The 12,974-nt window shown below is 69.8% G+C and carries 11 protein-coding genes; 9 read left to right on the forward strand and 2 right to left on the reverse strand.

Annotation, left to right across the window (positions count from 1 at the left end):
• The first annotated feature begins 177 nt into the window (after positions 1–177).
• The 9 genes from rsmA to ACX28W_RS26660 all read left to right on the forward strand — a co-directional run bounded on the left by rsmA (position 178) and on the right by ACX28W_RS26660 (position 10,778).
• Positions 178–1,083, forward strand: coding sequence for a 16S rRNA (adenine(1518)-N(6)/adenine(1519)-N(6))-dimethyltransferase RsmA (gene rsmA, locus ACX28W_RS26620; RefSeq protein WP_459001980.1), 906 nt, complete (start codon positions 178–180; stop codon positions 1,081–1,083).
• A complete protein-coding gene (locus tag ACX28W_RS26625; protein WP_459001981.1) occupies positions 1,080–1,979 on the forward strand; it encodes a 4-(cytidine 5'-diphospho)-2-C-methyl-D-erythritol kinase in 900 nt (299 codons plus the stop codon). The genes rsmA and ACX28W_RS26625 overlap by 4 nt, the downstream gene beginning before the upstream one ends.
• 73 nt (positions 1,980–2,052) lie before the next feature.
• Positions 2,053–3,390 carry an acyltransferase family protein gene (locus ACX28W_RS26630; protein ID WP_459001983.1) on the forward strand — a complete coding sequence of 446 codons (1,338 nt, stop codon included), beginning with the start codon at positions 2,053–2,055 and terminating at the stop codon, positions 3,388–3,390.
• A gap of 185 nt (positions 3,391–3,575) precedes the next feature.
• Positions 3,576–4,355 (forward strand): MHYT domain-containing protein, encoded by a 780-nt coding sequence (locus ACX28W_RS26635; RefSeq protein WP_459001984.1) that lies wholly within the window; start codon positions 3,576–3,578, stop codon positions 4,353–4,355.
• 165 nt (positions 4,356–4,520) lie between these two features.
• Positions 4,521–6,539 (forward strand): sensor histidine kinase, encoded by a 2,019-nt coding sequence (locus ACX28W_RS26640; protein ID WP_459001985.1) that lies wholly within the window; start codon positions 4,521–4,523, stop codon positions 6,537–6,539.
• 311 nt (positions 6,540–6,850) lie between these two features.
• Positions 6,851–8,665 (forward strand): ABC-F family ATP-binding cassette domain-containing protein, encoded by a 1,815-nt coding sequence (locus ACX28W_RS26645; protein ID WP_459001987.1) that lies wholly within the window; start codon positions 6,851–6,853, stop codon positions 8,663–8,665.
• A gap of 10 nt (positions 8,666–8,675) precedes the next feature.
• Positions 8,676–8,849 carry a hypothetical protein gene (locus ACX28W_RS26650; protein ID WP_459001988.1) on the forward strand — a complete coding sequence of 58 codons (174 nt, stop codon included), beginning with the start codon at positions 8,676–8,678 and terminating at the stop codon, positions 8,847–8,849.
• A gap of 237 nt (positions 8,850–9,086) precedes the next feature.
• Entirely contained in the window at positions 9,087–9,782 is a 696-nt protein-coding gene (locus ACX28W_RS26655; protein WP_459001989.1) for a helix-turn-helix transcriptional regulator, read from the forward strand.
• Between the two features lie 153 nt (positions 9,783–9,935).
• Positions 9,936–10,778, forward strand: a complete 843-nt coding sequence (locus tag ACX28W_RS26660) for an FkbM family methyltransferase (RefSeq protein ID WP_459001990.1) — start codon at positions 9,936–9,938, stop codon at positions 10,776–10,778.
• Between the two features lie 76 nt (positions 10,779–10,854).
• Here ACX28W_RS26660 and ACX28W_RS26665 read toward each other — a convergent pair whose 3' ends face one another.
• Together ACX28W_RS26665 and ACX28W_RS26670 are read right to left on the reverse strand one after the other, a co-directional pair.
• The gene (locus tag ACX28W_RS26665) at positions 10,855–11,184 is read right to left on the reverse strand and encodes a hypothetical protein (RefSeq protein ID WP_459001991.1); all 330 of its coding nucleotides are present in this window, start codon (positions 11,182–11,184) and stop codon (positions 10,855–10,857) included.
• Between the two features lie 41 nt (positions 11,185–11,225).
• Positions 11,226–12,929 carry a sodium:solute symporter family protein gene (locus ACX28W_RS26670; protein WP_459001992.1) on the reverse strand — a complete coding sequence of 568 codons (1,704 nt, stop codon included), beginning with the start codon at positions 12,927–12,929 and terminating at the stop codon, positions 11,226–11,228.
• Positions 12,930–12,974 lie beyond the last annotated feature (45 nt).

Consider the following 12,974-nt stretch of genomic DNA (forward strand, 5'->3'; position numbering starts at 1 on the left):
AACGCCGGACGGGCTGACATACCTAGGGGCGCGGGGAACTGCGCGCCCAGCCCCCACCCTCCCGCAGCAAAAGAACCACCGCCGGGGGTCCGGGGGCGGAGCCCCCGGGGATGGGACGGGTAGGGGCGGCGGGGGCGAGAAACCGACGCCGCCCCGCCACCCCCGTACCCTTGGTGCGTGAGCAGCCCCACCCCCGACGCCCTCCTGGGCCCCGCCGACATCCGCGAACTCGCGGGCACCCTCGGCGTACGGCCCACCAAGCAGCGCGGCCAGAACTTCGTGATCGACGCGAACACCGTGCGGCGCATCGTGCGCACCGCCGACGTCCGCCCCGACGACATCGCGGTCGAGGTCGGCCCCGGCCTCGGCTCGCTGACCCTCGCCCTGCTGGAGGTGGCCGACCGGGTCATCGCCGTGGAGATCGACGACGTACTCGCCGGAGCGCTGCCCTCGACCATCGCCGCCCGTATGCCGGACCGCGCCGAGCGGTTCACGCTCGTGCACTCCGACGCCATGCGGGTGAGCGAGCTGCCGGGCCCCGCGCCCACCGCGCTCGTCGCCAACCTGCCGTACAACGTCGCCGTGCCGGTACTGCTGCACATGCTCGAAACCTTCCCGACCATCGAGCGCACGCTGGTGATGGTGCAGGCCGAGGTGGCGGACCGGCTCGCCGCCGCCCCCGGCTCGAAGGTGTACGGCGTCCCGTCCGTGAAGGCCAACTGGTACGCCGACGTGAAGCGCGCCGGCTCGATCGGCCGGAACGTCTTCTGGCCCGCGCCGAACGTCGACAGCGGGCTCGTCTCGCTGGTGCGGCGGGCGGAGCCGCTCAAGACCACGGCCTCCAAGCGCGAGGTGTTCGCCGTCGTCGACGCCGCCTTCGCCCAGCGCCGCAAGACGCTGAGGGCGGCCCTCGCGGGTTGGGCGGGTTCGGCCCCCGCCGCGGAGGCCGCGCTCGTCGCCGCCGGTGTCTCGCCGCAGGCACGTGGGGAGTCGCTCACGGTCGAGGAGTTCGCCCGTATCGCCGAGAACCGTATCGACGAGAACGCCGAGAACGCCGAGAACAAGGAGAGCGCCCAGCCGTGACGGAGACGGTGACAGTACGCGTCCCTGCCAAGGTCAACGTCCAGCTCGCGGTGGGCGGCGCCCGCCCCGACGGCTTCCACGAACTGGCCAACGTCTTTTTCGCGGTCGGCCTGTACGACCACGTCACCGTGACCCCGTCCGACGAGCTGCGCATCACCTGCGAGGGCCCGGACGCCGATCAGGTCCCCCTCGACCGTACGAACCTGGCGGCCCGCGCGGCGCTCGAGCTCGCCCGCCGCCACGGCGTCGAACCCGCCGTCCACCTCCACATCATCAAGGACATCCCCGTCGCGGGCGGCATGGCGGGCGGCAGCGCCGACGGCGCGGGCGCGCTCGTCGCCTGCGACGCCCTGTGGGGTACGAACGCCTCCCGCGACGAACTCCTCGACATCTGCGCCGAGCTGGGCAGCGACGTGCCGTTCAGTCTGGTGGGCGGGGCGGCGCTGGGCACCGGGCGCGGCGAGAAGCTCAGGGCCCTGGAGGTCGGCGGCACCTTCCACTGGGTGTTCGCGATGGCCGACCGCGGGCTGTCGACCCCGGCGGTCTTCCGGGAGTTCGACCGGCTGAACGACGGGGTGCGGATTCCCGAGCCCGTCGCCTCCCAGGAACTGCTCGACGCCCTGGCCAAGGGCGACCCCGCCGCCCTCGCGGCCGCCGTCTCCAACGATCTCCAGCCCGCCGCCCTCTCCCTCTTCCCGGCCCTCGCCGACACCCTCGCCGCGGGCCGCACGGCGGGCGCCCTCGCCGCGCTCGTCTCCGGCTCGGGTCCGACCACGGCCTTCCTCGCGCCCGACGCCGAGTCGGCGGCGACGGTCGCCGACGCGCTGCGCGCCTCCGGCACCTGCCGGGCGGTACGGGTCGCGGCGGGACCCGCGCCCGGCGCCACGGTCGTCTGACGGCCCGTACTCAGACGCGAGTTGAGTACGGGAGCGCTGACGCGGTGCGGGCCCGCGGCGCGACCGTACTCGTATGGGATCAAGCGCTCGTGACCTCGCCGCGGCCACACCCGCCTCGCGCGACAAGTACATCGACCTGCTGCGGGTCGCCTCGCTCGGCACGGTGGTGCTCGGGCACTGGCTGATGGCCGCCGTGTCGGTGCGCGGCGACGGGCAGGTCGAGGTCGGGAATCTGCTCGCCGTGGAGCCCCGGCTCCAACTGCTCACCTGGGCGCTCCAGGTCATGCCGGTCTTCTTCTTCGTCGGCGGCTTCTCGCACGCGCTGTCGTACCGCTCCTTGCGAAAGAAGGCGGGCACAGCGGTGTACTCCGACTTCGTACGCGCCCGACTGCAGCGGCTGCTGCGTCCGACGGTGGTGTTCATCGGGGTGTGGGGGCTGGCCGCCCTGGCGCTTCAGCTCGCGGGTGAGGGAGGCGGGTTGCTGGATGTCTCGTTGCGTCTGGTCGCCCAGCCGTTGTGGTTCATCGGGATCTATCTGGCGATGGTGGCCTTCACACCGCCGCTGCTCGGGCTGCACGAGAAGTACGGATGGGGCGCGTTCGGCGGGCTGGTGGCCGCGGCCGGGCTCGTGGACGTGGCTCGGTTCGGCTTCGGAGTGCCGTACGTCGAGTCCCTGAACTTCGCGTTCGTCTGGCTCGCCGTCCATCAGCTCGGATTCCTGCGCGCGGACGGAAGGCTGGGGAGGCCGTACGTCCTCGCGGGCGTCGGGCTCGCCGGGGCCGTGCTCCTGGTGGCGTACGGGCCGTATCCGCTGTCCATGGTCGGTATGCCCGGCGAGAAGATCTCGAACATGGCGCCGCCCACCTTCGCGCTGCTGTGCCACGGGCTGTGGCTGGTCGGCGGAGTGGAGATGTTGCGGAGGTTTGCGGAGCGATGGTTGCGCAGCCCGCGGGTGTGGCGCGCCGTCATTGCGGCCAACGGAATATCTATGACGGCATTTCTGTGGCACCTCACGGCGATGCTCGGGGTGTACGGGGCGCTGCTGACGCTGGGCGTGCGGCTGCCGGAGCCCGCCACGGGTGAGTGGTGGGCGCAGGTGCCGCCCCGGATCGTGGCGGCGGGGGTGCTGACAGGGGTGTTGGTCGCGCTGTTCCGGCGGTGTGAACAGCACTCTTCCGTACGGGAGTTGGTGTCCTCGTCCGCAGGTGGGAGGGGGGCCGCCGCCCTGGGTGTCACCCTCTGCCTCTTCGGGGTGCTCGGGCTTTCCATGGTCGGTTTCGGGGGGCTGCTGGACGGGCGTACGGCGGTGTTGATCGCTGTCCAGGTGACGGCTCCGGTGGCGGTGGCGATGACCCTCGCGGGGTGGCTGTTGGTGGAGCGGGCGGGGCGCGGGCGATCGAATGCTGCATAAATATGCAGGAGACCTGTTGCCTATGTCGCCGTAGTTCTGTTCTTACCCATCGCCCCCATGGCCCCTTTCGCGCGCTCTGCCCCCTCGTAGGGTGCTGGCATGATCAGGCGTCCCCGGTCTCTAGTTACCGGTGGTAATCCCGTGTGCGCGGCCGTGCCCGCGCGACGGACGAGAGGGGCTTCCCCATGGGTCACATGGACCACTTCAGTGCAGGATGGGTCACCCCCGTCCTGTCCTACGCGATGGCCTGCGTCGGTTCCGCACTCGGACTGCGGTGCACGGTCAGGGCACTCGAAGCCGACGGCGCCTCGAAACGGAACTGGCTGCTGATGGCCTCCGTCGCCATCGGCTCCGGCATCTGGACCATGCACTTCATCGCCATGATGGGCTTCAGTGTCGACGGGACGCCGATCCGCTACGACATCCCGCTGACCGTCCTCAGCCTGCTGATGTCGGTCGCCGTCGTCGGCGCGGGCGTCTTCACCGCCGGGTACGGGCGGTCCGCCGTGCGGGCCGTGGCGCTCGGCGGGATCGGCACCGGGCTCGGCGTCGCGGCCATGCACTACACCGGCATGGCCGCGCTCAACCTGCACGGCGAGGTCGGATACGACCCCACCCTCGTCATCGCCTCCGTCATCATCGCCATCGTCGCCGCGACCGCCGCGCTCACGCTCACCCTCATCGTGCGCGGGCCCGTGCTCGCCACCGCCGCCGCGCTCGTCATGGGACTCGCGGTCAGCACCATGCACTACACCGGCATGTACGCCGTGAAGATCGACCTCGCGCCCAGCAGCGCCACGCTCTCCGGAGCCACGGCCACCGAGTTCATCTTCCCGCTCGCCGTGGTGCTCGGCTCCTTCCTCTTCCTCACCTCCGCGTACGTCGCGCTGTCCCCGACCGGCAAGCGCGAGGAGTCGGCTGCCGCCGCGCAGCTGCTGCGCGAGGTCGAGCTGTCGACCGCGTGAGTCGCCGGGTGCGCTCGTGTGCTTTACGGCTGCTCGAGTTCCTGCCCACAGCTGTCTCTGACACCACAGCTCTCCCTGACTTCCTCGCCACAGCGCTCCCTGACTTCCGCCTCACAGCCCCCTGCGCTTCCCTCCGTTGCAACTCCCCCTGAACGAGGTCCCCCCATGCGTGTCCCCCGCACGCCCGCCCGGCTGCGCCCCAGATCGGTCCGCGCGAAAATCGTCTCGCTGCTGATGCTGCCCATCGTGTCCCTGATGGCACTGTGGGGCTTCGCCGCCGTGACCACCGCGTCCAGCATCGGCGACCTGGAACGCGCCAAGAGCGTCAACTCCGAACTCCTCGCCCCCGTCGGCGACTTCGTCACCGCTCTGCAGAACGAGCGGACCGCCACCCTTCGCTATGTGGCAGCACCCGCCGACGGTTCACTCACCGCCCTGAAAACCGCGCGCTCCACCACGGACAAGGCCGCCTCCGTACTGCTCGACGGCGTCAACGCCTCCAGCTCCGACGCCGAGCTGCTGAACGCCGGGCTGCAGGGCCGTCTCGAACGTCTCCAGTCCGACGCGGGCGGGCTGACCGCACTGCGTTCGGAAGTCGGCGTTAAGGGGGCGGCGCCCTCGGCGGCGTACACGAAGTACTCCGCGATCATCGAGCACGGCTTCTCCGTCACCGGTGCGCTCACCGGGGACGAGACCACCGACGCGACCTCCGAGGCCCGCGTCGTCCTCGAACTCTCCCGGGCGCGCGAGGCCGTCGCGCGAGAGCGGGCACTGCTCGCGGCCGGGGGCGGGGCCGGGACGCTGAGCGGCACCGAGTACGCGCTGTTCGTCGGGGCTGTCGCCACTCAGCGGGAGCTGCTGACGCCTGCCGTCGCCGATCTGAAGGCCGAGCACCGGGCGGCGTACAACACGGTTCTGAAGGGTGACGGGTACGCGCGGTTGGCGGCCGTCGAGGATCGGGTGCGCGATGCCGGGCCGGGCGCCTCGGCCGTGTCGGCCGACTCCCTGGAGGGCTGGGACGGCGCTGTCAGCGGTGTCCTGGCCGGGCTGACCAAGGCGGAGGCCGGGGCCGGTACGACCGCCGCGGCGAAGGCGAACCCGTTCGGCTGGGACACGCTCGGCGCGTCCGGGGTCGCGGTGGTGCTGGGTCTGGTGGGTGTGCTGCTGTCACTGCTGGTGTCCGTGCTGGTCGGGCGCGGCCTGATCGTCGAACTGCTCGATCTGCGGAACTCCGCGCTCGAGGTCGCCGGGCGCCGGCTGCCGCAGGCCATGCGGCGACTGCACGCCGGGCAGGGCGTCGACATCGACGCCGAGGCGCCCATGCGGCGGCTGGTGGGCGACGAGCTGGCCCAGGTGGGCACGGCCCTGACCGCCGTCCAGCGGGCGGCGCTCAAGGCCGCGTCCGAGCGGGCCGAGCTGCTGAGCGGTATCTCGGGGGTGTACGTGAGCCTCGCGCGCCGCAGTCAGGTGCTGCTGCACCGGCAGCTCGACCTGCTCGCCACGATGGAGCAGCGGCAGCGGGACCACGGGGAGCTGCAGGACCTCTACCGCGTCGACTACCTCGCGACTCGCATGCGGCGCCACTCCGAGAGCCTCCTCATCCTGTCCGGGATCGCGCCCGGACGAGGCTGGCGTACGCCGATCGCGCTCGCGGATGTGCTGCGGGCGGCGGTCGCGGAGATCGAGGACGCCACCCGGGTGCAGATCTGGGCCGTGCCGAGGGTGTCGGTGGCGGGGGGCTCGGTGGCGGACGTGATCCACCTGCTGGCCGAGCTCGTCGAGAACGCCGCCGCCTTCTCGCCGCCCAGCACGCAGGTGCAGCTGAAGGCCGCGCGGTTGCGGGACGGGGTGCTCATCGAGGTCGAGGACAGCGGCTTCGGCATGAACGAGGACGCCATGGCCGAGGCCAACCGGAAGATCCAGGCCCAGCGGGTCGATCTCCTCGACGCCAAGCAGATCGGGCTGTTCGTGGTGAACCGGCTGGCCGAGCGGCAGGGTCTGCGCGTGGAACTCCGCCCGACGCCGAGCGGAGGCGTCACCGCGGCCGTCCTCATTCCCGAGAGTCTGCTGCGGGACGACATGCCTGTGCACGATCGGGCGGTGGGGGATGGTGGCCAGGGCCATGGCCGCTCGCTGGCTCCGGCATCGGCGCTGATCCCACGGCAGCGGCTTTCTGACGGCTGAGGCGGGTCTTCCTCGCCCCCGCCGCCCCTACCCAGTCCCGTCCCCCTGGGGGCTCCGCCCCCGGACCCCCGTTTCGGCCTGAACGGCCTCGTCCTCAATCGCCGGACGGGCTGAGATGCCTAGGGGCGCGGGGAACTGCGCGCCCAGCCCCCACCCTCCCGCAGCAAAGGAACCACCTGCCGGGGGTCCGGGGGCGGAGCCCCCGGGGGATGGGACGGGTAGGGGCGGCGGGGGCGAGAACAGCCGAGGCCCGCCGGAGGCCGGGCGCAGACTACCCTTGAGGGTCGATCGTCCCCCTTGTCAGGAGAGAAATGGCCGTCAACCTGGTCAATGTCGAGTCCGTCAGCAAGGTGTACGGCACCCGTGCCCTGCTCGACGGAGTCTCCCTCGGCGTCAGCGAGGGCGACCGCATCGGCGTGGTGGGCCGCAACGGCGACGGCAAGACCACCCTCATCCGGATGCTCGCCAAGCTGGAGGAGGCCGACACCGGAAGGGTCACGCACTCCGGCGGCCTGCACCTCGGCGTACTCACCCAGCACGATTCGCTCGACCCCACGGCCACCGTCCGCCACGAGGTCATCCGCGACCTGGCCGACCACGAGTGGGCGGGCAACGCCAAGATCAGGGACGTACTGACGGGCTTGTTCGGAGGGCTGGACCTCCCCGGGTTCCCGCAGGGCCTCGACACCGTCATCGGCCCCCTCTCCGGCGGCGAACGCCGCCGCATCGCCCTCGCCAAACTGCTCATCGAGGAGCAGGACCTGATCATCCTCGACGAGCCCACCAACCACCTGGACGTCGAGGGCATCGCCTGGCTCGCCCAGCACCTGCGCGAACGCCGCTCCGCACTGGTGTGCGTCACCCACGACCGCTGGTTCCTCGACCAGGTCTGCACCCGCATGTGGGACGTGCAGAAGGGCGATGTGTACGAGTACGAGGGCGGCTACTCCGACTACGTGTTCGCCCGTGCCGAGCGCGAGCGCATCGCCGCCACCGAGGAGGTCAAGCGGCAGAACCTGGTCCGCAAGGAGCTGGCGTGGCTGCGCCGCGGCGCCCCCGCCCGCACCTCCAAGCCCCGCTTCCGCGTCGAGGCCGCCAACGAGCTCATCGCGGACGTACCGCCGCCGCGCGACAAGAGCGAGCTGATGAAGTTCGCCAGCTCCCGGCTCGGCAAGACCGTCTTCGACCTCGAGGACGTGACCGTCCAGGCGGGCCCGAAGGTGCTGCTCAAGCACCTCACCTGGCAGCTCGGCCCCGGCGACCGGGTCGGCCTCGTGGGCGTGAACGGCGCCGGCAAGACCTCCCTCCTGCGCGCCATGGCCGAGGCCGCCCGCAGCGAGGGCGAGCGGCAGCCCGCGGCCGGCCGGATCCTCACCGGCAAGACCGTCAAGCTCGCCTACCTCTCCCAGGAAGTCACCGAACTCGAGCCGACTCTGCGGGTGTTGCAGGCCGTCCAGGCCGTGCGCGACCGCGTCGACCTCGGCAAGGGGCGGGAGATGACCGCGGGGCAGCTCTGCGAGACGTTCGGCTTCAACAAGGAGAAGCAGTGGACGCCGGTCGGAGACCTGTCCGGTGGTGAGCGGCGGCGGCTCCAGCTGCTGCGTCTGCTGATGGACGAGCCCAACGTCCTCTTCCTCGACGAGCCCACCAACGACCTCGACATCGAGACGCTGACCCAGCTGGAGGACCTGCTCGACGGCTGGCCCGGTTCGATGGTCGTGATCTCCCACGACCGGTTCTTCGTCGAGCGCACGACGGACAACGTGTTCGCGCTGCTCGGCGACGGCACGCTGCGGATGCTGCCGCGCGGGATCGACGAGTACCTGGAGCGGCGCAAGCGGATGGAGGAGGTCGCCGCGGCCGCCGTACTCGCCGCCGCCCCGGCGTCCGCCAAGACCGCGTCCGCCGTGTCCGCCGCGGACGCGCGCGCCGCGAAGAAGGAACTGCAGAGGATCGAGCGGCAGCTCGACAAGATCTCCGAGAAGGAGACCAAGCTGCACGCCCAAATCGCCGACAACGCCACGGACTTCGGGAAGGTGGCCAAACTCGACGCCGAACTGCGCGAGTTGGCCGGCGAGCGCGAGGATCTGGAGCTGCGCTGGCTGGAGCTCGCCGAGGACGCGTAAGCCTCCGAAGGTGCTCTGGTGCAAGGAGGGGCCGGACGCGCCCGCTTCCGGTGCCGACGCCCCCGGCATGTGGATCACCGACAAGGTCGTGGTGAAGGCCGCGTACAAGCAGGTGGTCTACGCCGCCAAGCCGTACGACGCGGACGACAAGGCGTACTTGGCGATCGCGTTCGCCGCGCAGTAGCCGAACCACCCTTGTGATCATGGACCTTTCATGACCCCGCTCCTGCTCAGGCGCGGGGTCGTGCGCTTACCCCTCATCACACCCGAATGCGAGGAATTTTGATATTCCGGGGCACTTCTCTCCAGTAGGGGAAGCGCAACGTCGAACAAGCGTGTAGCTTCCGGGGATGGAGAGCCGGGGGGCTTCTAATCCGCGGGGAACCAGTGGGGATGTCTGGGGGGACTGGGGGGTTGCTCGATGGGAGTGCGGCTCATGGTGGTCGATGACCACCGATTGCTCGCCGAGGCGCTGGCCTCGGCATTGAAGCTGCGCGGGCACCGGGTGCTCGCCGCGGCGGCGCCCGCCGCGGGTGCGGCGGAGCTGGTGATCACAAGGGCACCCGAGGTGTGCCTGATCGGCACGGCGACACCGGCCGAGCCGGGAATCTTCGACCCGGTGATCAAGATCAAACGGGAGCGCCCGCAGGTGGCGATCCTGGTCCTGGGCCCGGTCCCGAATCCGCGCGGCATCGCCGCCGCGTTCGCCGCCGGCGCCTCGGGCTACGTACGCCATGACGAGCGCATCGAGGGTGTCGAGCGCGCGATCATGAAGGCGAGGTCGGGCGAGGCGGCGGTGGCCCCGGCTCTGCTCCAAGGCGCCTTCAGTGAGCTCCTCAACCCCGCCGCCCAGCCGGACGACGAGGGTCAACGCCTGCTCCAGATGCTGACACCGAGGGAGGTGGAGGTCTTGGTGCGGGTGGCCGACGGCGAGGACACCCGCCTGATCGCGGCCGGCATGGGCATCGCCCCGTCCACGGCACGGACCCACGTCCAGCGGGTCCTGATGAAACTGGGGGTGGGCTCGCGGCTGGAGGCGGCGGCGCTGGCGGCGCGTACGGGGCTGCTGGACCGGGTGGGGCCGGTGGCGCGGTCGTCCGCGGACACACTTCCGTAGCCGGCCAGGAATTGCCGTTGTGAAAGTGAAATTGCGCGAGTGAAATGCGGAGGCGGCCCGTCCGGGTCAAGCGGGATGCGAAATACCGAACCGGGCGAGCCGCTGATTTCAGAAATAGGCGACAATCCACGATTGTGGCCCTACCATCGCGTGATGCGCATCTCCGAGCTCGAAGAAGCCAATGCCCGTACGTTAGCCCACACGATTTCCGTCCGGCCGGTCTCCGCGGGCGACATTATCCGTACCCATCGCAAGAAGTACCCTTATCGGGGATTTGTCGAGATCGACTCCCCGTACTGCCCGCCATTCCTCATGTTCTGTGTGAACGATGACGCGGTCGCCCTCGAAACGCTGTGGAACGGTCATTTCGGTTACGAGCCCGGCAGCCTCTCCACGTGGGCACGGCTGGCCGCGAAGAGCAGGACGATCGCCGACGTCGGCGCGCACGTCGGGTACTTCTCGCTGATCGCCGCGCTCGCCAACCCCGCGGCGAAGGTGCATGCGTTCGAGCCGGTGGACCAGGTCCACGCCCGCCTCGCCGTGAACCTACGGACGAACAACGCCCAGAACGTGAAGCGTTACCAAGCGGGAATGTCCAGCGAGCCGGGGTGGGCCGACATCAGCGTCCGCTTCTCGGGGAATCTCCTCTCGACGGGCTCGTCCCTGGAGCATGTCCCTGAGGGCGCCGAGATGAAGCGCATTCAACTGCTGACTCTCGACGAAGTGTTCTCGGACAAGAAGTTGGACCTCATCAAGATTGACGTCGAGGGCCACGAAATGTCGGTCCTGCAGGGCGCTCGACAGGTGTTGAAGCGCGACCGGCCGACCGTGATCCTCGAGGCGCTGGTCGACGCGCCACTGGACCCGCTCCTCGCCGAGTTCGGCCCGCTCGGCTACGACTGCGATTGGGTTGCCGAAGCCGACGGCTCGCTTGTCCCGTCGTCCGAGCCCCGGCCACGCGGCACACGGAATCTGCTGTTCACGCCCTGCGACTAGGACCCTCGGAAACCGTGAACACTTTGCCGGAAACGTGTTCACGGTTTCCGGCACCCAGGGGGGCGGGGCGCACGTGTTACTCCGACGGTGGCCGCTCCTCCTCGGGCGCCGACACCGGTACCGGCGCAGCCAGCGGGCGTAGCCACAGCCACACCAGGAAAAACAGGCCCAGGGCGAGCATGCCCAGGCCCGTCCAGAGGTTGATGTTGACGCCCTCCGCCTTGTCGAGGTCGGCGTCGGAGACGGCGAGGCCGGCGATCGTGACGATGATGCCGTAGAGGACGAACAGGCCGCCGATGATGGTGCGGATGTCGAAGAGGCGGGTGGCGGTCGCGGATTGGTGCTCCAGCTCCGTGACCTCGCGCTGGAGGTCGCGGTCCGAGTAATGGTCGTGATGGTCGGACATGGTTTCTTAATCCTCCCTCGTCAGAACGAGATCGAACGAGATCAGAACGAGAACGGGATGTAGCAGGCCGCGGCCAGGATGATCGCGCCCCAGCCCAGCAGGGCCGGCTTGCGGTACCAGGCGTCGTCGCCGACGGCGGGCGGCTCGGCCATGCCGGGGGAGCGGGTGCCGTAGACCAGGCCCTGGAGGTCCTCCGTCGGCTTGGGGGCGGTGAAGAGCGAGACCGCCACCATCACCACCGCGCCGGCCACGAAGCCCGCGATCGCCGAGACGAAGTTGGCGCCCTGGTCGGAGGGGATGCCGATGATTCCCTGCTTGTAGATGACGAAGTAGTTGATCATCGCTGCCGTCGTGCCCGCCAGCAGGCCCCAGAAGCCCGACTTCACCGACGCCCGCTTCCAGAACATGCCGACGATGAAGACCACGAACATCGGCACGTTGAAGAAGGAGAAGAGTGTCTGGAGGTAGCTCATGATGTTGGAGAAGGACGAGGCCAGGAACGCCGTGCCGATCGAGGCCAGGACGCCGATCACGGTGATCAGGCGGCCGAAGCGGACGTAGTAGGTGTCCTCCCGGTCCTGCACCACGTACCTCGCCCAGATGTCCGTCGTGAACACCGTGTTGAAGGACGAGACGTTGGCCGCCATGCCCGCCATGAAGGCCGCCAGCAGGCCGGTCACCGCGATGCCGAGCACGCCGTTGGGCAGGAGCTCCTGCATCAGGTAGGGAACCGCGTCGTTGTACTGGAGATCCGAGCCCGCCGTGCCGATCTTCGGGACCAGGACCGCCGCCACCAGGCCCGGGATCATCACCAGGAAGACGACGAAGATCTTCGGGAACGCCGCGATCAGGGGCGTCCGCTGGGCCGCGGAGAGGTTCTTGGCCGACAGCGCGCGCTGGACCTCGGCGTAGTTCGTCGTCCAGTAGCCGAAGGAGAGGACGAAGCCGAGGCCCAGGACGATGGTCAGCCAGTTGGCGCCCAGCGGGTTGTCGCTGCCGATGCCCGTACCGCCCCACGCCGTCATGAAGTTCGCGCCGTGGCTCGCTTCGAGCGAGTCCTCCAGGCCGCCCCAGCCGCCCACCCGCTTCAGACCGAGTACGGCGATCGGGATCAGCGCGGCGAGGATGACGAAGAACTGCAGCACCTCGTTGTAGATCGCGGACGACAGACCGCCGAGGGTGATGTAGGCGAGGACGAAGAAGCCCGCGACGACGATCGCCACCCACTGCGGCCAGCCGAGCAGGGCCTCGACCACGATCGCCAGTGAGTAGAGATTGACGCCCGCGATCAGGATCGCGGCGAAGGCGAACAGGATCGAGCTCAGCAGATGCGCCGCTTTGTCGAAGCGCAGGAGCAGGAACTCCGGGACCGAGCGGACCTTCGAGCCGTAGTAGAACGGCATCATCACCAGGCCGAGGAAGACCATGGCGGGAATGGCGCCGATCCAGTACCAGTGCACGGTGTAGACGCCGTACTGCGCGCTGTTCGCGGCCATGCCCAGGATCTCGGTGGCACCCAGGTTGGCCGAGATGAACGCGAGGCCGGTGATCCAGGCGGGCAGCGAGCGCCCGGAGAGGAAGAAGTCGAGGCTGGTCTTGACCGAGCGCTTGGCGGCGAAGCCGATGCCGAGCACGACGACGAAGTAGATGCCGAGGATCGCGTAGTCGAGCCCGTTCGTGGGGAGCCGGAGCTCGGCAGCCAGGTGGGTCCCGGCTCCGTCGGCCAGGTAGGTGGGGGTAGGCATGCCGGTATCTATGCCCCACGCGCCTCATAACGCTGCCCAAGCTTC

The sequence above is a fragment of the Streptomyces sp. SD15 genome (assembly GCF_054462255.1).

Coding starts and splice junctions, on each gene's coding strand:
- ACX28W_RS26630 (WP_459001983.1), top strand. CDS start 2,053: ATGGGATCAAGCGCTCGTGACCTCGCCGCGGCCACACCCGCCTCGCGC.
- ACX28W_RS26635 (WP_459001984.1), top strand. CDS start 3,576: ATGGGTCACATGGACCACTTCAGTGCAGGATGGGTCACCCCCGTCCTG.
- ACX28W_RS26640 (WP_459001985.1), top strand. CDS start 4,521: ATGCGTGTCCCCCGCACGCCCGCCCGGCTGCGCCCCAGATCGGTCCGC.
- ACX28W_RS26645 (WP_459001987.1), top strand. CDS start 6,851: ATGGCCGTCAACCTGGTCAATGTCGAGTCCGTCAGCAAGGTGTACGGC.
- ACX28W_RS26655 (WP_459001989.1), top strand. CDS start 9,087: ATGGGAGTGCGGCTCATGGTGGTCGATGACCACCGATTGCTCGCCGAG.
- ACX28W_RS26660 (WP_459001990.1), top strand. CDS start 9,936: ATGCGCATCTCCGAGCTCGAAGAAGCCAATGCCCGTACGTTAGCCCAC.
- ACX28W_RS26665 (WP_459001991.1), bottom strand. CDS start 11,184: ATGTCCGACCATCACGACCATTACTCGGACCGCGACCTCCAGCGCGAG.
- ACX28W_RS26670 (WP_459001992.1), bottom strand. CDS start 12,929: ATGCCTACCCCCACCTACCTGGCCGACGGAGCCGGGACCCACCTGGCT.